Genomic DNA, 17,753 nt, shown 5'->3' with positions numbered 1-17,753 from the left:
CAGGCGGGCGCCCGTCGCCGTCAGTGCCGCAGTGCCTTGCCCACCTCGGCCTTGACGTGGCCGTCGAGCTTGCGGTTGCTGCGGGCGGTGGCGTCCTTGGTGGCCCCGGCGGCGACGTCATCGACCGTCACCACGACCGCGTCGAGCAGATTGCCGTGTCCGTCACGGAAGTTGATCTGTACGCCGTAGGACTGTTTCGAGTCGCCGCCGTTGTGGACGGTGACCTTCGAGGTGGCGTGACCCTCCTTGTCGGTGGCCGTCGCACCGGCCTTGACGTCGCCGCTCGCGTTCACGCCGTCCTTGAAGCTGTTCAGCTTGTCCTGGGCGGCGGCCGTCGCCGAGGCGACCGCGTCGGCGCCCCTGGACGCCAGGGAGGAGGCTGCCGACGCTGCCTTGGACGCCGTGCTGGACGCGCTGTCCCCGTCGTCCGAACAGGCTGTCGCCGTCGCCGCCAGGACGGCCGCCACCAGCACGGCACCCGCACCCCGTACACCTCGCCCGGTCATCGCGCCTCCCAGCACTCGTCCACCGTCCCCAGTCAAGGCGGCGGCCGGCGGGGGCGCATGCGGTGGGGGCCGGACGGGTGAGGGGGCGGCGGGGTCGCGGGGCGGGGCCGGAGCGTGGAGGGTGGTGGCATGAGCGAGCAGGAGGCCGGTGACGGGCCGGACGGGCCGCGGCCCTCCCGGCGGCGGTTGTGGCCGTGGGTGGTGCTGATGGTCGTCGTCCTCCTGGCCCTGGCCGCGGGCGGGGTCTCCGCGGTGCTGGCCCGGGGGCTGTCCGAGCAGAGCTCGCAGCGGCTGCGGGTCAGGTACGAGGTCACCGGCACCGCCAAGGACGTGACGCTCACCTACAGCACCTGGCAGGGCGAGGCCCTGTCGACGGGGCGGCTGACCCTGCGCACCCTGCCGTGGGCCGGGGAGCTGGAGACCAGGGGGTTCATGAACAGCGGCTCGTTCGTCGTCAGCCTCGGCAGGTCCGGCGGCGACGTCGCGTGCTCCGTGAAGGTGGACGACATCACCCGGCGGACGGACCGGGCTTCGGGGGCCTTCGCCACCGCCACCTGCGACGGGTACTGAGCGAGGGCCGCGCCCCCGGGATCTCCCGGGGGCGCGGCGGGCGGAGGGGGCCGGCGGTCAGCGGCCGTAGCGGATGAGCGCGCGGACCATGCGGCAGGTGGTGTCGGACGGCGGGTGGATGCCGAGGTGCCCGGCGGTGGTGCGTATCCGGGCGTTGCTCGCGCTGGACGGCTGGTGAACTCCCGTGTCGAGCAGGGCGATCGCCAGCCGCATCGCCTTCAGCCGGCGGTTGTGCGTGACGTACCACTGACGGGGGCGGCCGGCGGGGAGCGGCTTCTTCTTCAGGGGTGTGTGGAGCGGCTCGGTCGTGACTGCGGCAACGGCCATTGGCAACCTCCTGGCGGGGTGGTGGAACCCTCACGAACTACCTCCATTTTACTGCCCGGCACTGACAATCGCCCCTGGCCAGAGGGGTTTTCGCGGGCCCATCCCGTACCGTTGGCCCCATGGAGATCTGGATCAATCCCGCCTGTTCCAAGTGCCGGGGCGCGCTGCACCTGCTCGACGAGGAGGGCGCCGAGTACACCGTCCGCCGCTACCTGGAGGACGTGCCGTCACCGGAGGAGATCCGGGCCGTCCTCGACCGGCTGGGGCTGGAGCCTTGGGAGATCACGCGGACACAGGAGGCGGACGCGAAGGAGCTGGGGCTCAAGGACTGGCCGCGCGACGCGGCCGCCCGGGACCGGTGGATCACGGCGCTCGCCGGGCACCCGAAGCTGATCCAGCGGCCGATCATCACGGCCGAGGACGGCACGGCCGTGGTCGCGCGCACGGACGAGGCGGTGCGGGAGGCGATGGGGCGCTGAGCAGCGGGTCCGGGCGCCAGGAGTGCGCCCGGAGCTTCTGCGTCGGGGCCGCTACTCCCCCGCCTGCGCCTCGGCCTCCGCGAGGAGTTCGGTCAGCCGGAGCCCGAACCGTGCGTCGCAGGGGTGCGCCACTCCCGTGCGCACCGATTCGATGAGCGCGTCCACCGCCGCCGTGTAGGCGCCGACCGCGCCGTCCCACCGGGGCAGCCCGACGGTGCCGTGCTCGCCCCTGAGCTGCACCTCGACGCCGGTCGCCGCCTGGGGGGCGGCCAGGGTGAGCGTCACCGTGCTGGAGGCTCCGGAGGCGTGGCGGAGGATCAGGTGGTGGGTGTCGGCGGGGCCGCGGGCGGCGGTCAGCCGGGTCACCTCGCCCAGCACCGGAATGAGGACGGAGAGCGCGTGCGGGCCGACGTCCCAGAGGCCGCCCTTCTCGTGGCGCCAGGGGGACGCGGCGTACTCGCTGTCCGCGCCGGGTGCCCACAGGGCGCCGATCCAGTGCGCGTGCGCGGTGAACCAGCCGCCCGCCGCGTGCTGTTCCTCGATCCAGGCCGCGGTCTCCGGGGCGAACCGCAGGGTGCAGAAGACGACCGAGGCGACCCGGGCGCGCTCCGCCGCCTCCGCCACCGTGCGCGCCGCCGCGACGCTCGTGGCCACCGGCTTGTCCATCAGCAGATGGCAGCCGGCCGCCGCGGCACGGGCGGCCAGCGGCGCCTGTACGTCCGGCGGCAGGGCGAACGCGACGGCGTCGCTCACGGCGAACAGCTCGTCGAGCCCCGCATCCCCGGTGTACGCCTTGGCACCGTGGGCGTCGGCCACCTCCTGGGCGGCCTCGGCCCGGCGGCCCCACACCCCGCTCAGCACGGCGCCGGGGTGTGCGGCGAGGGCGGGGGCCTGGGTGTTGCGGGCCCAGGGACCGGTCCCGGCCAGGCCGATACGCAGGGGGTTCACGGATGTCGTCATGGCACAAGTGTGCCCGGTGCGGCCATGGACCCGGATCCCCCGAGCCGCTCGGGGACACCGCGATGAACCGGCCCCGGCCGTACGTGCCCCGGTGGTCCGTACGAGCCCTGTATACGGCGCCACAGGCCCGCTCCCGTGCGGGAAACCCCGGTAACACGGGGTTCACACGAGAGCAACGGACGGGAAATCGCGTCTTGCGAAGCTGCGCTGCATAGACCGCAGCACCCCCGAAGGATGGCTTCCGTGACGTTCAAGGCTGAGTACATCTGGATCGACGGCACCGAGCCGACCGCCAAGCTCCGCTCCAAGACGAAGATCATGCCCGGTTCCCCGTCGTCCGACGCGGCCGGGCTGCCCATCTGGGGCTTCGACGGATCGAGCACCAACCAGGCCGAGGGCCACGCCTCCGACCGGGTGCTGAAGCCGGTCTTCACCTGCCCGGACCCGATCCGCGGCGGTGACGACGTCCTGGTCCTGTGCGAGGTCTTCCACATCGACATGACCCCGCACGAGTCCAACACGCGTGCCGGACTGCGCCCGGTCGCCGAGCAGTTCGCGGGTCAGGAGCCGATCTTCGGCATCGAGCAGGAGTACACCTTCTTCGACGGCCACCGGCCGCTCGGCTTCCCCGAGGGCGGCTTCCCGGCAGCGCAGGGCGGCTACTACTGCGGAGTCGGCGCGGACGAGATCTTCGGCCGCGACATCGTCGAGAAGCACCTCGACAACTGCCTGAAGGCGGGCCTGGGCATATCCGGCATCAACGCCGAGGTGATGCCGGGCCAGTGGGAGTTCCAGGTCGGCCCGCTGTCCCCGCTGGAGGTCTCCGACCAGCTGTGGATCGCCCGCTGGCTGCTCTACCGGACCGCCGAGGACTTCGGTGTCTCCGCGACCCTGGACCCGAAGCCGGTCAAGGGCGACTGGAACGGCGCCGGCGCGCACACCAACTTCTCCACCCGGGCGATGCGCGAGGGCTACGACCCGATCATCACCGCGTGCGAGTCGCTGGGTGAGGGCTCGAAGCCGATGGACCACGTCAAGCACTACGGCGCGGGCATCGACGAGCGGCTGACCGGTCTGCACGAGACCGCCCCGTGGAACGAGTACAGCTACGGCGTCTCCGACCGCGGCGCCTCGGTCCGCATCCCGTGGCAGGTCGAGCAGGACCGCAAGGGCTACATCGAGGACCGCCGCCCGAACGCCAACGTCGACCCGTACGTCGTCACGCGGCTGATCGTCGACACCTGCTGCGCCGCGCTGGAGAAGGCCGGCCAGGCCTGATCCCGCGCAACACCCGTACGAGGGGGGCGTGCACCGGTTGTCCGGTGGGCGCCCCCTCCGGCGTGCCCGGACACCGCGGACGGGCCGGACCCGGATTCCGGGTTCACGGTCCCGAGTGAGGAAGGTAACGCAAAGGGTCCGTATCGACGGGTGGGAGGGACCTGCTGCGGCACCGTTTTCTCTGGTTCAATGGGGGCATGGCCAGCATTCAGCACACCTCGTCGGGTCGCAGCGACCTCGAGCCCTTCTGGCCTTCCCGTCAGCATCACGACTTCGACCGGGTGTGTTGCCGCGCGTTGAACGCGCCGGCCCTCTAAAGCCGATCACCCCGGCCTTCGGCCCGCGCGCAGCAAGTCCGTCCACAGACGACTCCTCGCGCGAAAGAGCTGACCTCATGGCGAACACTCGTACCATCTCCGCCGCTTCCGCTGCCACCGCAGCCCAGCCGGCGACCGCTGCGGCCACCACCGCCCGTCCCCTCTCCCCCAACCCCAACCGGCACCGGCTGCGGGCCGTCGCGCCGGACGAGGTCTTCCAGCCGGCCGATGTGGCCGCGTTCCTGGCGCCGGGTGCCACCTGGCTGCCCGCACCGCAGCACACCCTGCCGGCGCTGCCGGGCCGGCCGCCGATGGTCGGCTACCTGGTGCTCGTCCCCGCCGACCAGCAGCCGCCGGCCGCGGCGGTCCGGGCCGGCCAGTACGTGGTGCCGGAGATCCTGGAGGCGCCGGGGGCCGGACCGGTGCGCATCGACCCCGTCCAGCGCACCGCATCGGTGAACGGCGACCGGCTCGACCTCACCTACCTGGAGTTCGAGCTCCTCGCCCATCTGGTGGCGCACCCCAACCGGGTGCACACCCGCGACCAGCTGGTGACCACGGTCTGGGGCTACGGGCACGTGGGCGACGGGCGCACCGTCGATGTCCATGTCGCCCGGCTGCGCCGCAAGCTGGGCGCCGAGCACCGCCGGTCGATCCAGACGGTGCGGCGCGTCGGATACAAGTACACGCCCTGAGCCGCGACGAGGCCGGGCAGGAGCCGCACCGGCTCCTGCCCGGCCTCGTCGTGGGCGGGTCCTGCCCGGTGCCGGGCCGGACCCGCGAACTCCCGCACGGCCGGAGGGCGGAGCTGCTCAGCAAACCTGCTCACCGGCCGTACCCACGCCTGCTTCCCGATCTGCGGTGCCCTGTTAAAGTAACATCAATCAAATTGATTTAGCTTGTGACAGGGAGACACCCATGACTCGTGACCTGGAACCAGGCAGCCGTGCGGGCGGCACGAGCTCAGCGGTGAGCATCGATCTCTCCGCGTCGGCCGAGGGCACCGCGCTCCAGCCGTTCTGGCGCCGCGTGGTAGGTGCGGGACGGGCCAATGAGGGGCTCCGGGCCGACTGGCAGCGCCAGCTCGTAGCGGCCCGGCGGGACTGCGGCTTCGAGTACGTCCGCTTTCACGGGCTGTTCCACGACGACATGTTCGTCTACACCGAGCGCGAGGACGGCGCCCCGGTGTTCAACTTCCAGTACGTGGACGCCCTGTTCGACTTCCTGCTGGACACGGGCGTGCGGCCGTTCGTCGAGTTCGGCTTCAGCCCGCGCGCGCTCGCCCGGGAGACCAGCACCGTCTTCTGGTGGGGCGCGCACGGTGCGCCGCCCGTCGACCTGGACAAGTGGGCCGCGCTCATCGAGGCGACGGTGCGCCACTGGATCGGGCGCTACGGGGCGGACGAGGTGCGCCGCTGGTACTTCGAGGTGTGGAACGAGGCCAACCTCGACGGGTTCTTCAAGGGGACCCGCTCCGAGTACTTCGAGCTGTACCGGGTCACGGCCGGGGCGGTGAAGGCCGTGGACGGTTCGCTGCGCGTGGGCGGCCCCGCCACCTCCAACTTCGTGCCGGACGAGCGGTTCAGCAAGGACGTGGAGGACGTCGCCCTGCGGATCACCGCAGGCCGCGACGACATCGACACCCTCCGCTGGCGGCCCGTGTGGCTGGAGGCGTTCCTGGAGTTCTGCGAGCGCGAGGCACTCCCCGTCGACTTCGTCTCCACGCACCCCTACCCCACGGACTGGGCGCTGGACGAGCACGGCCGGGGCGAGAAGCTCACCCGGTCGAAGGACGCGACCCCCCAGGACCTGGCGCTGCTGCGCGACATGGTCGCCGGCAGCCCGTTCCCCGAGGCGGAGATCCACCTCACCGAATGGTCCTCGTCCTCCTCGCCGCGCGACCACACCCACGACACCCTGCCCGCGGCGACGTACGTGGTCCGCTCCGTACTGCACTCCCTCGGGACCGTCGACTCGCTGGCCTACTGGACCTTCACCGACGTCTTCGAGGAGGGCGGCGCCGGCGACGAGCTGTTCCACGGCGGCTTCGGCATGCTCACCCTGCCGGGGATCCCCAAGCCGACGTACCACGCCTACCGGATGCTGAACGCGCTCGGGGACGAGCTGATCGGACAGGGCGAGGACTTCACCGCCACGCGGGACTCCGCCACCGGACGCGTCGGCATCCTGGTGCACCACTACCCGGCGCAGGAGCCCAAGTCGGTACCGGCCTCCTTCGACGACCGCTCGACGGCCAGGTCCACCCAGGCCAAGGGCGAACCGCGCGAGCTCCGGCTGCGGCTGACGGGGCTGGCCCCGGGCGCCTGTTTCGAGGTGGAGAGCCTGGAGCCGGGCCACGGGGACGCGATCGGGGCCTGGCAGGAGCTGGGCGAACCGGGCGCACCGACCCGTGAGCAGCTGGCCCACCTGGACCGGCGGGCGCGGGCGACCAGGCTGGAGACCCTGCGGGCGGACGCGGCGGGTGTGCTCGTACACGAGGCACCACTGCAGCCGTGGTCGATCACGCTGGTACGTCAAGTCCCCTAGGGCGTGTTTCATTCGGATCCGGCCGGTCAACCCGCCGGCCGATCGCCGTGATGCGCCCCGTGGACGCCGCAGCAGGAGAACTATCGTGAGTATGAGCAACACATCGATCAGGCGGGGTACCAACCTGCCACGCATGGGCGACTTCAACGAGTCGGTCGTCCTGGACGCCATCCGGCGCCACCCCAAGGGCCTGAGCCGGGTGGAACTCGCCCATGCCACCGGGCTCTCCGCACAGACGGTCTCCAACATCTGCCGCCGGCTCCTGGACCAGGGGCTGACCCAGGAGTCGGGCAAGCAGTCGTCCGGCGGTGGCGGCAAGCCCCGTACGCTGCTGCGCGTCGTGGCGGGAGCGCGGTACGCGGTCGGGGTGCATCTGGACCCGGCCGTCATCACCTACGTACTGCTCGATCTGCTGGGCACCACCGTCGCCCGGCGCAGCGAATCCACCCCTCTGGGCACCGACACCCACGCGGTCACCGCCGAGATGGTGAGCGCGGTGCGGGCCCTGATCGATGATTCGGGCGTCGAGCCCGAACGGGTTCTCGGCCTGGGCATCGCGGCCCCCGGGCCGCTGGACGCCGGGCACGGAATGGTCGTCGATCCGCCCGAACTGCCGGGCTGGGGAAGCGTTCCGCTGCGTGCCAGGCTCGCCGCCGGAACGGGGCTGCCCACGCTGCTCGACAAGGACGTCATCGCCGCGGCGGTGGCCGAGCGCTGGATGGGGGCCGCCACGGAGACCCGCAACTTCCTGTTCTTCTACCTGGGCACCGGCTCGGGCATGGGGCTCGTCGTGGACGACACGGTCCTGCGCGGCGCCTCCGGGAACGCCGGTGAGGTCGGCGGGCTGGGGGCCGCCTGCTCCACCCGGGCGCTGGTCGACGAGGCGATCCAGATGGGGGCCCTGGGGCACGAGTTCACGCCCACCGGCCCCCAGGACGCCCGGCGCAGTCTGGACGAGCTCGCCCGGCTGGCCCGAGCGGGCGTGCAGCCCGCGGCGGGTGTCGTGGAGCGCTGGGCGATCCGCATCGGCAGGGGGGTGTGCGCGGCGGCCACCCTGCTCGACTCGGACACCATCGTCTTCGGCGGACCGCTCTGGCCGCAGATGTCCGAACCGTTCCTCAGCGTGATCGAACCGATGGTCGCGGCGTCCCCGTACGTGAAGGCGGTCCACCCCACCCGGGTGACCTCGACCCGCATCGGCGAGCACGTCGCCGCTGTGGGCGCCGCCTGTCTGGTCCTGGACCAGACGCTGTCCGCGCAGCCGGGAAGCCTGCTGCTGCACTGAGAGCGCGGCTGTGCGGGGGCCGGAGGGAGATGCCCCTCCCCGCCCCCGCACAGCCGCGCCTCTTCCGTCGCCGGGGCCCCGCGTCAGGGCCGGTGCGCGCTGCCGTCCGCCGCCCGGAGCAGGGCCCACCGGTCGTGCTGGAGCGGTGCGGGGGCGGGGTGGCGCCGGGCGGCCGCCTCGTCGAAGTCGACGCCAAGACCCGGTGCCTCGGAGGGGAAGAGACGGCCGGAGCGCGGTACGGGGGCCCCGGGGAAGACCTCGCGGGTCGCCTCGGTGAAGGAGGCCGCCTCCTGCACGCCGAACGCCGGTGAGCTGATGTCCAGCGCGAGGTTGGCGGCCATGCCGACCGGGCTGACGTCCCCCGGCCCGTGCGGGGCGGTGCGCACGCCGAACAGCTCGCAGGCGGCCACCAGTTTCCGGGTGGGCGTGAGCCCGCCGAGGGTGGGGATGCGGATGCGCGCGAAGTCGATGACCCGCTGCTCCAGGAGCGGCAGGTACGCCTGCGGCTCGGCGTAGAGCTCCCCCACCGCGAGCGGAACCGTACCGGCCGCGCGGAGCTGCGCGAAGTGCGCGGCGTCCTCGGGCGCCAGCGCGTCCTCCAGGAAGAACAGGTCCGCGTCCTGCACCGCGCGCACCAGTTCGCGCGCCTGCGAGGGCGTGAGGCGCTCGTGCACGTCGTGCAGCAGCTCCACGCCGGGGCCGACCCGTTCGCGCACCTCGCGCAGGACGGGCGGCACGTGGCGCAGGTAGCCCAGGGAGTCCCAGCTCCCGGCGCGGCGGGTGCGGCGCTCGGCCTCCTCGGCGTCCCGGGGTGCGGTGCCGTAGGCGTCGGTGCCGGGTACGGCGACCTGGACGCGCACATGCCGGTAGCCGCCATCGGCGGCGGCCAGCACGGCTTCGGCGATCTGCGCGGCGTCGGCTCCGTCGACGTGGGTGTACGCCTCGGCCGACTCCCGGACGCGCCCGCCGAGCAGGGAGAACAGCGGCAGGCCCGCCGACTTGCCCTTGATGTCCCACAGGGCGACGTCCACACCGGCCAGCGCGTTGTGCCCGATGGACCCGCCGCGCCAGTAGCCGCTGTTCAGCAGGAGCCGGTGCAGGTCCTCCACGTCGGCCGGGTCCCGGCCGACCAGGAGCGGTCCGAGGTAGTCGTCGACGACGGCCCGGATCGCCGTCGTGCGCTGGGGGTCGCTGGCGCAGCCGAGGCCGTAGAGGCCCGGCTGGTTGGTCTCCACCCGCACGATCACGTACGGGCAGCCCTGGGGCGCGCACAGGAAGGTCCGGACGGCTGTGATGCGGGTTCCGTCGCCCGACCCGCTCCAGGGGGCGGCGGCGAGTACGGGTGCGGCGGCGCGGGCGGTGCCGGGAGCGGCCGGGTCCGCGATGTCCTGTTCAGTCATGGTGGGCTCCGTACGGGAGAAGACGCGCAGGGTTTCTCGAGTGTTACGACCGTTGACACCGTACATCAAGTCGATTTAGATACCGGTGCTGGCTCCGGCCCGTACCCGCTTCAACACGCGGCCCTCAGCACCCACTTCATCACCCAGCAGGCGAGACACCTGTATCCGCGGGCCCGGGACGCCGTGCGGAATCAGGCCATGGACGCCACAGAGGAAAGGGGGCCGCTTGCATGGAACACAGCCCCGCGTTCCGGCAAGGACGCCGCCGTCTGCTCGCCGCCGCACCGGCCATGGCCCTGCTGGCCGCAGGCTGCGGCCGGTCCGCAGGCGCCGGACGTGATCGTCTGACGATGTGGACCTTCAAGCAGTCACACGTCAAGGCCCTCGACGCGGCCGCCGCCGCGTTCACGGCGCAGACCGGCACCAAGGTCGCGATCCAGGCCATCACGCCCGACGACGCCTTCCTGACCAAGGTGCAGGCCGCCGCTCGCACCAACGATCTCCCCGATGTGATCGAGGTCCACGCCAACGGCGACGACCTGTCCTTCGGGGGCGCCGGCCTCCTGGAGGACCTCGCCGGCACGGTCGGCAGGAGCTGGCTGGACAAGTACCTGCCCCAGGTGCGCAAGGACGGCGCCGTCACCGCCGCCCAGTACCGGGACTCCCTCACCGAGGGGTCCAAGACGATGGGGGTGAAGGAGGGGCAGCGGTTCAGCGTCCCCCTCACCGTCGGCACCTTCGGCATCGTCTACGCGGACCGCCGCCGCCTCGCCTCGGCCGGTGTCACCGAACCGCCCGCCACGTGGGAACAGTTCATCGACGCCCTCGCCGCGGTCCACCGGACCGACCCCAAGCGGGGCGGCATCACCATCGGGGTCCAGCAGCCGTCCACCGCGCTGGAGTGGCTCATGCAGCCCATGGCGTTCGGGATGCTCGGCAAGGAACGCTTCCAGGCCCTCTTCGGCTCCGACCCCTCCAAGGGCTTCGCCTCGGCCGACGGCCAGCGGGTCCTGACGGAGTACGGCAGGGTCACGCCGTACTGGATGCCGGGCACCGCCGCCAAGAGCATCGACGACGCGGACCTCTCCTTCGCCCAGGGCAAGTCGGCGTTCCTGGTCGGCGGGACCTTCACCCTGGCCTTCCTGGCGGCCAACGGCGCCGACCCGGCCAACATCATGACGTTCCCGGTGCCGCCCCCGGCCAGGGCCGCCATCCCCGGCATGCAGCTGTCCCCCTTCGCACTGACCGGGCTCTCGGTGACCCGCACATCGCGGCGGAAGGACGAGGCGATGGCCTGGCTGCGGTTCCTCTCGCAGCCCGATGTGGCCGCCGACTTCGGCCGCGCGGCGCTCGACGTGCCGCCCAACCTGCTCACCGGCGCGGACCGCAAGGCGGTCGGCCCGCTGCTCACCACCATGCTCGACTCGTTCGGCACCGGCGAGAACGCCTACAACGCGGGCGACACCACCTACCGCCCCAGCCTCTACGACCCGGGCAAGGTCGGCGCGGTACTGGCCGGCTACACCCCGCTGAAGTCGACGGGCGCGCGGCAGACCGGCAATCACATCAGCTCCATGATCAAGTCTTACTGGGCGGAGCAGTAGCCATGGCAGCCAATCTCACCGCCGGCACCGACGCCGGCACCCCCGGCCCCGGCAGCGCGGGTACGGCCCGCGCCACCGGAAAGGGCCGTACATCGCCCGCGGGCAGGCCCCGCCGTACCGCCCGGCTACGGGAAGCGCTCTGGGGCTACACCTTCATGGCCCCCGCGCTCGCCCTGTTCGCCGTCATGGGCGTCTACACCATCGTGTACGGCTTCTCGCTGAGCTTCGCCCAGTGGAACGGCTTCTGGCCGCAGTGGCACTGGCGCGGACTGCGCAACTACACCGACCTGCTCGGCGGCAGCCCCACCTACGCCCCGATCGTCAGGACCGCGGCGCTCAACACGCTCTACGTCATGATCGCCGTCCCCGTGCTCACCGTGCTGATCAGCTTCCCGCTGGCGCTGGTGCTCAACTCGATCCGGCGCTTCCAGGGCGTCCTGCGCTCGGTGTACTTCCTGCCCTACGTCACCACCGGCATCGCGGTCTACTTCGCCTGGCAGTACATCCTGGAGCCCGAGGGCGCGATCAACCTGCTGCTGCAGTCGGTCGGCCTGGGGTCCCTCTCCCAGCCCCAGGGCTGGCTGGGCAATCCGGACACCGCGCTGCCCACCCTGATCATGGTGATGGTCTGGTCGGCCGTTCCGGTCTCGATGCTGCTCTACCTCACCGGCCTGCAGTCGCTGGACGGATCGCTCCTGGAGGCCGCCCAGCTCGACGGCGCCGGCCGGGTGCGCACCGCGCTCCACATCATCTGGCCGCTGATGCGCCCCATGACCCTCGTCATCACGCTGCTCAACCTGCGCGACGCGCTCCAGGGCTTCCAGATGTTCCTGATCATGACCAACGGCGGTCCGGGCGACTCGACCTCGGTCCTCGGACTGGAGACCTACCGGCTGGCCTTCCTCTCCGAGCTGTCGCCCACCCTGGGCCTGGCCAGCGCACTGGGCTGGCTGCTGTTCGTCGCGGCCCTGGTGGTCGCGTTCCTCAACCAGCGCGCCACGCGGAGGACGCAATGACCACGACCGCCCAGCTCACTCCCCGGGCGCTTCCGCCCCGCCGCACCCCGCGGTCGCTCGGCGGGATCAGCGCCCGGACCGCGGTGACGGTGGCGCTGGCCGCCTACGCCGTGGTCAGCCTCTACCCCTTCCTGTGGATGGTCTCGGCCGCCTTCAAGACCAACAGCGAGGTCGTCTCCGGCGGCCATCTCATCCCGCACCACCCCACCCTGCAGACGCTGTCCGACACGTGGAACAAGCTCGACTTCTTCGAGTACTTCACCAACAGCCTGAAGGTGACGGTGCTGACCACCGTCCTGGTGGTCGTCGTGTACGCGGCGGCCTCCTACGCCTTCGCGGTTCTCCGCTTCCCCGGCCGGCGCCTCTTCTACCGCCTCTTCCTGGCCCTGCTGTTCGTGCCGGGGGTGGTGACCCTGCTGCCGATCGTGCTGCTGGAGAGCCGGCTCGACATCCTGGGCACCCACTGGGGACTCATCCTCCCCTTCGTCAACGGCAGCGCCCCGCTGGCCGTGCTGATGCTCACCAACGCCTTCAACACCGTCCCCGTCGAACTGCGCGAGGCGGCCCGGATGGACGGGGCGGGCGAGCTGCGCATCTTCGCCCGTATCTACCTTCCGCTGGCCCGTCCGGCGCTGGTCACCATCGCGCTGCTCACGGCGATCCCGACCTGGAACGAGTACCAGCTCACCCGGATCTCGCTCAACGACCCGCACACCTACACCCTGCCGATCGCCCTCCAGGCGATGCAGTCGGAGAGCGTCGTCCAGTACAACTCGCTGATGGCCGCCGCGCTGATCATGGTGGTCCCCGTGATCATCCTGTTCCTCTGCGCCCAGCGCTACTTCGTCAACGGTCTGATGGGAGCGGTCAAGGGATGACCCCGCACGAGAACGCACGCCGCCACTCCGGCACGGTGCTGGTCACCGGCGCCTGCGGCGGCCTGGGCACCGCGGTGACCGCGGACCTGGCCCGCGCGGGCTACCGGGTCGTCGGCGCCGACCGGACCGCCCCCGCCGGCCCGGACGCCTCCGCCCGCCTCGCCGCCTTCGTCACCGGCGACCTGAACGACCCGGCCGTCGTACGCGCCGCCTTCGACGCGGCGGCCGGGCAGGACGGGGAGGCTCCGGCGGCCGTGGTCCACCTCGCCGCGATCCCCGCACCCGGCATCGTGGACGAGTACGAGACGCTGCGCTCCAACGTCATGACCGCCTACACCGTCTTCCAGGAAGCCGGCCGCCGGGGAGTCGCCCGCGTGGTCGGCGCCTCCAGCGCCGCCGCCGTCGGACTGGCCTGGGCGGACCGGGACCAGTCTCCCCAGTACGTTCCGGTCGACGAGGAGCACCCGGATCTGACGGTCGACTCCTACGGGCTGTCGAAGGTGATGAGCGAGAGCGCGGCCGCCTTCACCACCCGGCGATGGCACACCACCACCGTCATGCTGCGCTTCCCCTTCATCGGTGAGGGCGAACGCCTGGCCGGCCGGCTGGCCGAGGTGGCGGCCGATCCCGCCGCCAACCGCCGCGAGCTGTGGGGGTGGGTGCACACACAGGACGCCGCCGGGGCGGTACGCGCCGCGCTCACCGCCCCGCTCACCGGCCACCACGTCATCAACATCGCCGCTCCCGACAGCTCCTGCCGGGTACCGACCCGTGAGCTGCTGGCCGCCCACCACCCCACCGCGACGGTCGTGGACGACATCGCCGAACACGGCTCCCTGTTCGCCACCGGCCGCTCCCGCGCACTGCTCGGCTTCACCGCCCGCCACGGCTGGCGGACCAGCGGCGCCACCGCCGCTCCCCCGGACTGATCGCGGACCGCACGACTCCGGAACCCGTCCGTGGATCACGCACCGCCCCCGTTCCCCGTCCTCACCATGAGAGGCCCCCCACATGACCACATCGCGACGCACGTTCCTGCTGGCGGCGACGGCCGGTGTCACGGCCACCGCTCTGTCCTCCACGCCCGCCGGGGCCCACGCACCGAGCGCCTCGGTCTCCGGCGCGGCGAGCCCCGCCGGAGACGTGGTCGGCAAGGTCACCGTCGGCTATCAGGGCTGGTTCGCGGCGCCGGGCGACGGCGCCCCGATCAACGGCTGGTGGCACTGGAGCCCGGACATGTCGCAGGCCCCCCGCCCCGGTGCGTCCAGTGCCAAGTCCTGGCCCGACGTGAGCGATTACGACCGTACGTACCCGACGGCCATGCCCGACCTGAACGGCGGAGGGGCCGCGGCGCTGTTCTCCTCCTGGGACCAGCAGACCGTCGACACCCACTTCCGCTGGATGCGGGAGAACGGCATCGACACCGCCGCCCTGCAGCGCTTCAACCCCTTCGGCTCCGAGGGCCCCACCCGTGACGGCATGGCCCAGAAGGTGCGCGGCGCCGCCGAGAGCAACGGCCGCAAGTTCTACGTCATGTACGACGTGACCAACTGGACGTCGATGGCGACCGAGATCAAGCAGGACTGGTCGCAGAAGATGTCCGCGCACACCTCGTCCGCCGCCTACGCCCGCCAGAACGGCAAGCCGGTGGTGTGTGTCTGGGGCTTCGGCTTCAGCGACGACGCCCGGCCCTTCGACGCGCCCGAGTGCCTGGACGTCGTCAACTGGTTCAAGCAGCAGGGCTGTTACGTCATCGGAGGCGTGCCCACGCACTGGCGGACGGGGAACGAGGACTCCCGTCCCGGCTTCCGGGACGTCTACCACGCCTTCGACATGCTCTCGCCCTGGATGGTGGGCCGGATCGGCAGCTCCGGTGAGTCGGACTCCTTCTACACCAACGTCAACACCCCCGACCTGGCGGACTGCGCCGCGCACGGCATCGACTACCAGCCGTGTGTCCTGCCGGGTGATCTCCAGGCCGGGCAGCGCGCGCACGGCGACTTCATGTGGCGGCAGTTCTACAACATGGTCCGCCTGGGCGCCCAGGGCATCTACATATCGATGTTCGACGAGTACAACGAGGCGCACCAGATCGCCAAGACGGCGGAGACGGCCGCCGACGTGCCCGCCGGGTCCGGGATCCTCGCTCTCGACGAGGACGGAACCTCCTGTTCCGCGGACTACTACCTGCGGCTGACCGGTGACGGCGGGCGGATGCTCAAGGGGCAGCTGGCCCTGACCGCCGACCGCCCCACCCCGGTGCGTCCCTGAACGACGCGGCGGGCCCCGGCTCCGGTACGTACCGGAGCCGGGGCCCGCCGCGTGCCGCGGCATGTGCCGGGGGTCAGCCGCGCTGTCCCGTCGCCACCGGGCCGACCGCCGGGCCGTGCTCCGGCTCCGGCTCGCTGTGGTCCAGGGCGGGCAGCCGGGACAGTCCGCGCGGGGTCCGCCAGTTGCGTTCACCGAGCAGCGCCATCACGGAGGGCAGCAGCACCATCCGGACGATCGTCGCGTCCAGCAGGACCGCGACGGCCAGGCCGACGCCCATCTGCTGCATGTCCTGCATGGACAGCGTCCCGAAGACCGCGAACACCGCCACCATGATCACGGCCGCGCCGGTCACCGCGCCCGCCGTCCGGCGGATGCCCTCGTCGATCGCGGCCGGGGTGGACAGGCCTCGGCCGTGGGCCTCACGGATCCGGGAGACCACGAAGACGTGGTAGTCCATCGAGAGCCCGAACAGGACGACCAGCACGAAGAGCGGCATCCAGGACTCGATGGCGCCCACGCCCTCCGATCCGATCAGCGAGGCGCCCCAGCCGTGCTGGAAGACGGCGACCATCACTCCGTAGGCGGCGGCCACCGAGAGCAGGTTGAGCAGGATCGCGGTCACGGCGATGACATAGCTGCGGAAGCAGAACAGCATCACCAGGAAGGTCACCGCGGCGATGAAGAGGAAGACGGGCACGATGCCGCTCTTCAGCTGGGCGGTGAAGTCCACGGACCCGGCCGTCTCGCCCGTCACATAGGCGCGGGCGCCCGTCCCGTCGAACGCGGCCGGCAGCCGGTGCTCGCGCAGTTCGCTCAGATCGGCCTTCCCGTGCGGCATCGGGATCTCGATCTCCGCGACGTTCTGCGCCCGGTGGACGGTCACCTTGTCGAAGTCGCCGAGCGCCTTGCGTACGGCGGGGGCCTCGATGTCGTCGGCCTCGACGACCACCTGGGCCGGGGCGGGGCCGCCGGGGAAGGACGCGCTGATGTCGCGGTAGGCGATGGCCAGTTCGGACTGGGAGCCGAACTGTTTCTCCAGACCGAGCTCCTCGGTCTTCATGCCGAGGGCGGGCGCGGCGAGCACGAGCAGTACGACGACCGAGAGGGCGGCGAAGAACTTCGGCCTGGCCAGCACGGGCCGCAGCAGCTTTCCGGCGAACCGGCCGCTCTGCTTCTTCGCGCCCCGCTTGCCGCGCCGGTTGAGCAGCGGCACGCGTCCGGCGTCGATCCGGTCACCCAGCCAGGACAGCAGGGCCGGCAGCACCGTCACGGAGCCCATCATGGCGATGAAGACCACGATGATCGTGGCGACGGCGAAGCCCTTGAAGAGGAGCAGTCCGGACAGGAACATGCCGGCCATGGCGACCATGACGGTCAGCCCGGAGACCAGGACGGACCGGCCGCTGGTCGCCGCCGCGATCCGCAGCGCCGTCTCGGCGTCACGCCCCGCCGCCCGCTCGTCCCGCTCGCGCCGCAGGTAGAAGAGGCAGTAGTCGACGCCGACGGCGAAGCCCATCAGGAACATCACGGAGTACGTGGTCTGGAAGAGGTGCAGCTGGTGGCTGGCGAGCGACAGCAGACCGAAGGCGGCCAGGCAGGCGGTCAGGGCGAGGCCGACGGGCAGCAGGGCCGCGACGACGGCGCCGAAGGCGACCAGCAGGATGCCGAGGGCCAGCGGTACGGCGGTGAACTCGGCCTTCTTGAAGTCGTCGGAGAGCAGGTCACCGAGCCACTTCCCGGCGCTGGCGTCGCCGAACTGGTGGACCGTGACGCCCGGCTGCCCCTTCTGGACCTCCTCGACGGCGTCCAGGACGGGCTGCACCCGGTCGGACGCGGTGGCGGCGTCCCCCTTCATCTCGAAGGTGACCAGCGCGTCCTTGCCGTTCCCGGCGGCGACCGGAGCCTGGAGGCCCGTCACCTCACCGGTCTTCCCGAGGGCGGTGGCCAGCTCCCGCGCCGCGGTCCGCCAGCCGTCGGGTTCGGCCGACGACACCATGACCATCTCGCCCGCCCGGTGGCTGAGACCGGCGTCCGAGAGGATCTGCTCGGCCCGTGCCGAGTCGCCCGCACCGTTCTCCGCGTTGGTCATCTCGACCATGCCCGACGCACCGCCGATGCCCGCGGCGAGCACGACGAAGAGCAGCCAGCCGAGAATGGCCGTCTTTCGGTGGTGTGCGCTCCACACACCGATACGTGCCGCGAGATTGCGCCTCATGGCGTCTTCGCCCCCTGAAATCTTCGTTGGTAGAACCTCGGTCAAGACACCTCGAATCTACGAATCCGCCGCCCGCCGCCCCAGCCGCTGGAACACCCAC

At 71.7% G+C, this 17,753-nt stretch carries 16 protein-coding genes; 11 read left to right on the top strand and 5 right to left on the bottom strand.

The window, feature by feature from the left end; all coding sequences use genetic code 11:
• Positions 1-20: 20 nt before the first annotated feature.
• Positions 21-506 carry a hypothetical protein gene (locus EDD93_RS20035; RefSeq protein ID WP_123526447.1) on the bottom strand — a complete coding sequence of 162 codons (486 nt, stop codon included), beginning with the start codon at positions 504-506 and terminating at the stop codon, positions 21-23.
• Positions 507-635: 129 nt separating this feature from the next.
• Between EDD93_RS20035 and EDD93_RS20030 the strand changes: the two genes are divergently transcribed.
• Complete coding sequence (locus tag EDD93_RS20030) at positions 636-1,076, top strand: hypothetical protein (protein ID WP_123526446.1); 441 nt, start codon at positions 636-638, stop codon at positions 1,074-1,076.
• Positions 1,077-1,133: 57 nt separating this feature from the next.
• Here EDD93_RS20030 and EDD93_RS20025 read toward each other — a convergent pair whose 3' ends face one another.
• Positions 1,134-1,403, bottom strand: coding sequence for a hypothetical protein (locus EDD93_RS20025; protein ID WP_123526445.1), 270 nt, complete (start codon positions 1,401-1,403; stop codon positions 1,134-1,136).
• Positions 1,404-1,522: 119 nt separating this feature from the next.
• On the opposite strand from EDD93_RS20025, the gene EDD93_RS20020 reads away from it, so the two are divergent.
• A complete protein-coding gene (locus EDD93_RS20020; RefSeq protein WP_123526444.1) occupies positions 1,523-1,882 on the top strand; it encodes an arsenate reductase family protein in 360 nt (119 codons plus the stop codon).
• A 51-nt stretch (positions 1,883-1,933) separates the two neighbouring features.
• Here the strand turns inward: EDD93_RS20020 and EDD93_RS20015 are convergent, their stop codons facing one another.
• Positions 1,934-2,842 (bottom strand): Gfo/Idh/MocA family protein, encoded by a 909-nt coding sequence (locus tag EDD93_RS20015; RefSeq protein ID WP_123526443.1) that lies wholly within the window; start codon positions 2,840-2,842, stop codon positions 1,934-1,936.
• A 243-nt stretch (positions 2,843-3,085) separates the two neighbouring features.
• On the opposite strand from EDD93_RS20015, the gene glnII reads away from it, so the two are divergent.
• From glnII to EDD93_RS19995, 4 genes are all read left to right on the top strand, one after another.
• Complete coding sequence (glnII, locus tag EDD93_RS20010; RefSeq protein WP_123526442.1) at positions 3,086-4,120, top strand: glutamine synthetase; 1,035 nt, start codon at positions 3,086-3,088, stop codon at positions 4,118-4,120.
• 394 nt (positions 4,121-4,514) lie between these two features.
• Positions 4,515-5,132, top strand: coding sequence for a winged helix-turn-helix domain-containing protein (locus tag EDD93_RS20005; RefSeq protein ID WP_123526441.1), 618 nt, complete (start codon positions 4,515-4,517; stop codon positions 5,130-5,132).
• A gap of 223 nt (positions 5,133-5,355) precedes the next feature.
• On the top strand, positions 5,356-6,984 hold the full coding sequence (locus EDD93_RS20000) for a GH39 family glycosyl hydrolase (protein ID WP_123526440.1): 1,629 nt from the start codon (positions 5,356-5,358) through the stop codon (positions 6,982-6,984).
• A 91-nt stretch (positions 6,985-7,075) separates the two neighbouring features.
• On the top strand, positions 7,076-8,269 hold the full coding sequence (locus tag EDD93_RS19995) for an ROK family transcriptional regulator (protein WP_260255792.1): 1,194 nt from the start codon (positions 7,076-7,078) through the stop codon (positions 8,267-8,269).
• A gap of 83 nt (positions 8,270-8,352) precedes the next feature.
• Here the strand turns inward: EDD93_RS19995 and EDD93_RS19990 are convergent, their stop codons facing one another.
• Positions 8,353-9,669, bottom strand: coding sequence for an enolase C-terminal domain-like protein (locus EDD93_RS19990; protein WP_123526439.1), 1,317 nt, complete (start codon positions 9,667-9,669; stop codon positions 8,353-8,355).
• A gap of 230 nt (positions 9,670-9,899) precedes the next feature.
• Here EDD93_RS19990 and EDD93_RS19985 point away from each other — a divergent pair, with 230 nt between their 5' ends.
• The 5 genes from EDD93_RS19985 (at position 9,900) to EDD93_RS19965 (ending at position 15,438) form a co-directional block, all read left to right on the top strand.
• Positions 9,900-11,273 (top strand): ABC transporter substrate-binding protein, encoded by a 1,374-nt coding sequence (locus EDD93_RS19985; protein ID WP_260255791.1) that lies wholly within the window; start codon positions 9,900-9,902, stop codon positions 11,271-11,273.
• Between the two features lie 2 nt (positions 11,274-11,275).
• Positions 11,276-12,289, top strand: a complete 1,014-nt coding sequence (locus tag EDD93_RS19980) for a carbohydrate ABC transporter permease (RefSeq protein WP_123526438.1) — start codon at positions 11,276-11,278, stop codon at positions 12,287-12,289.
• Positions 12,286-13,167 carry a carbohydrate ABC transporter permease gene (locus tag EDD93_RS19975; RefSeq protein ID WP_123526437.1) on the top strand — a complete coding sequence of 294 codons (882 nt, stop codon included), beginning with the start codon at positions 12,286-12,288 and terminating at the stop codon, positions 13,165-13,167. Before EDD93_RS19980 ends, EDD93_RS19975 begins: the two co-directional genes overlap by 4 nt.
• A complete protein-coding gene (locus EDD93_RS19970) occupies positions 13,164-14,096 on the top strand; it encodes an NAD(P)-dependent oxidoreductase (RefSeq protein ID WP_123526436.1) in 933 nt (310 codons plus the stop codon). The genes EDD93_RS19975 and EDD93_RS19970 overlap by 4 nt, the downstream gene beginning before the upstream one ends.
• 82 nt (positions 14,097-14,178) lie before the next feature.
• Positions 14,179-15,438 (top strand): glycoside hydrolase family 71/99-like protein, encoded by a 1,260-nt coding sequence (locus tag EDD93_RS19965; protein ID WP_123526435.1) that lies wholly within the window; start codon positions 14,179-14,181, stop codon positions 15,436-15,438.
• Between the two features lie 73 nt (positions 15,439-15,511).
• Here the strand turns inward: EDD93_RS19965 and EDD93_RS19960 are convergent, their stop codons facing one another.
• A complete protein-coding gene (locus EDD93_RS19960) occupies positions 15,512-17,653 on the bottom strand; it encodes an MMPL family transporter (RefSeq protein ID WP_185092385.1) in 2,142 nt (713 codons plus the stop codon).
• Positions 17,654-17,753 lie beyond the last annotated feature (100 nt).

It is taken from the genome of Streptomyces sp. 840.1 (assembly GCF_003751445.1).
Classification (GTDB): domain Bacteria; phylum Actinomycetota; class Actinomycetes; order Streptomycetales; family Streptomycetaceae; genus Streptomyces.
Note: the sequence above shows the minus strand (reverse complement) of the source record. Positions and strands in the feature narration are given on the sequence as shown.

What these genes read in the sequence shown, in the direction of transcription:
- EDD93_RS20035 (WP_123526447.1), bottom strand. Translation starts at nt 506, where the DNA reads ATGACCGGGCGAGGTGTACGGGGTGCGGGTGCCGTGCTGGTGGCGGCC.
- EDD93_RS20030 (WP_123526446.1), top strand. Translation starts at nt 636, where the DNA reads ATGAGCGAGCAGGAGGCCGGTGACGGGCCGGACGGGCCGCGGCCCTCC.
- EDD93_RS20025 (WP_123526445.1), bottom strand. Translation starts at nt 1,403, where the DNA reads ATGGCCGTTGCCGCAGTCACGACCGAGCCGCTCCACACACCCCTGAAG.
- EDD93_RS20020 (WP_123526444.1), top strand. Translation starts at nt 1,523, where the DNA reads ATGGAGATCTGGATCAATCCCGCCTGTTCCAAGTGCCGGGGCGCGCTG.
- EDD93_RS20015 (WP_123526443.1), bottom strand. Translation starts at nt 2,842, where the DNA reads ATGACGACATCCGTGAACCCCCTGCGTATCGGCCTGGCCGGGACCGGT.
- EDD93_RS20005 (WP_123526441.1), top strand. Translation starts at nt 4,515, where the DNA reads ATGGCGAACACTCGTACCATCTCCGCCGCTTCCGCTGCCACCGCAGCC.
- EDD93_RS20000 (WP_123526440.1), top strand. Translation starts at nt 5,356, where the DNA reads ATGACTCGTGACCTGGAACCAGGCAGCCGTGCGGGCGGCACGAGCTCA.
- EDD93_RS19995 (WP_260255792.1), top strand. Translation starts at nt 7,076, where the DNA reads ATGAGCAACACATCGATCAGGCGGGGTACCAACCTGCCACGCATGGGC.
- EDD93_RS19990 (WP_123526439.1), bottom strand. Translation starts at nt 9,669, where the DNA reads ATGACTGAACAGGACATCGCGGACCCGGCCGCTCCCGGCACCGCCCGC.
- EDD93_RS19985 (WP_260255791.1), top strand. Translation starts at nt 9,900, where the DNA reads ATGGAACACAGCCCCGCGTTCCGGCAAGGACGCCGCCGTCTGCTCGCC.
- EDD93_RS19980 (WP_123526438.1), top strand. Translation starts at nt 11,276, where the DNA reads ATGGCAGCCAATCTCACCGCCGGCACCGACGCCGGCACCCCCGGCCCC.
- EDD93_RS19975 (WP_123526437.1), top strand. Translation starts at nt 12,286, where the DNA reads ATGACCACGACCGCCCAGCTCACTCCCCGGGCGCTTCCGCCCCGCCGC.
- EDD93_RS19970 (WP_123526436.1), top strand. Translation starts at nt 13,164, where the DNA reads ATGACCCCGCACGAGAACGCACGCCGCCACTCCGGCACGGTGCTGGTC.
- EDD93_RS19965 (WP_123526435.1), top strand. Translation starts at nt 14,179, where the DNA reads ATGACCACATCGCGACGCACGTTCCTGCTGGCGGCGACGGCCGGTGTC.
- EDD93_RS19960 (WP_185092385.1), bottom strand. Translation starts at nt 17,653, where the DNA reads ATGAGGCGCAATCTCGCGGCACGTATCGGTGTGTGGAGCGCACACCAC.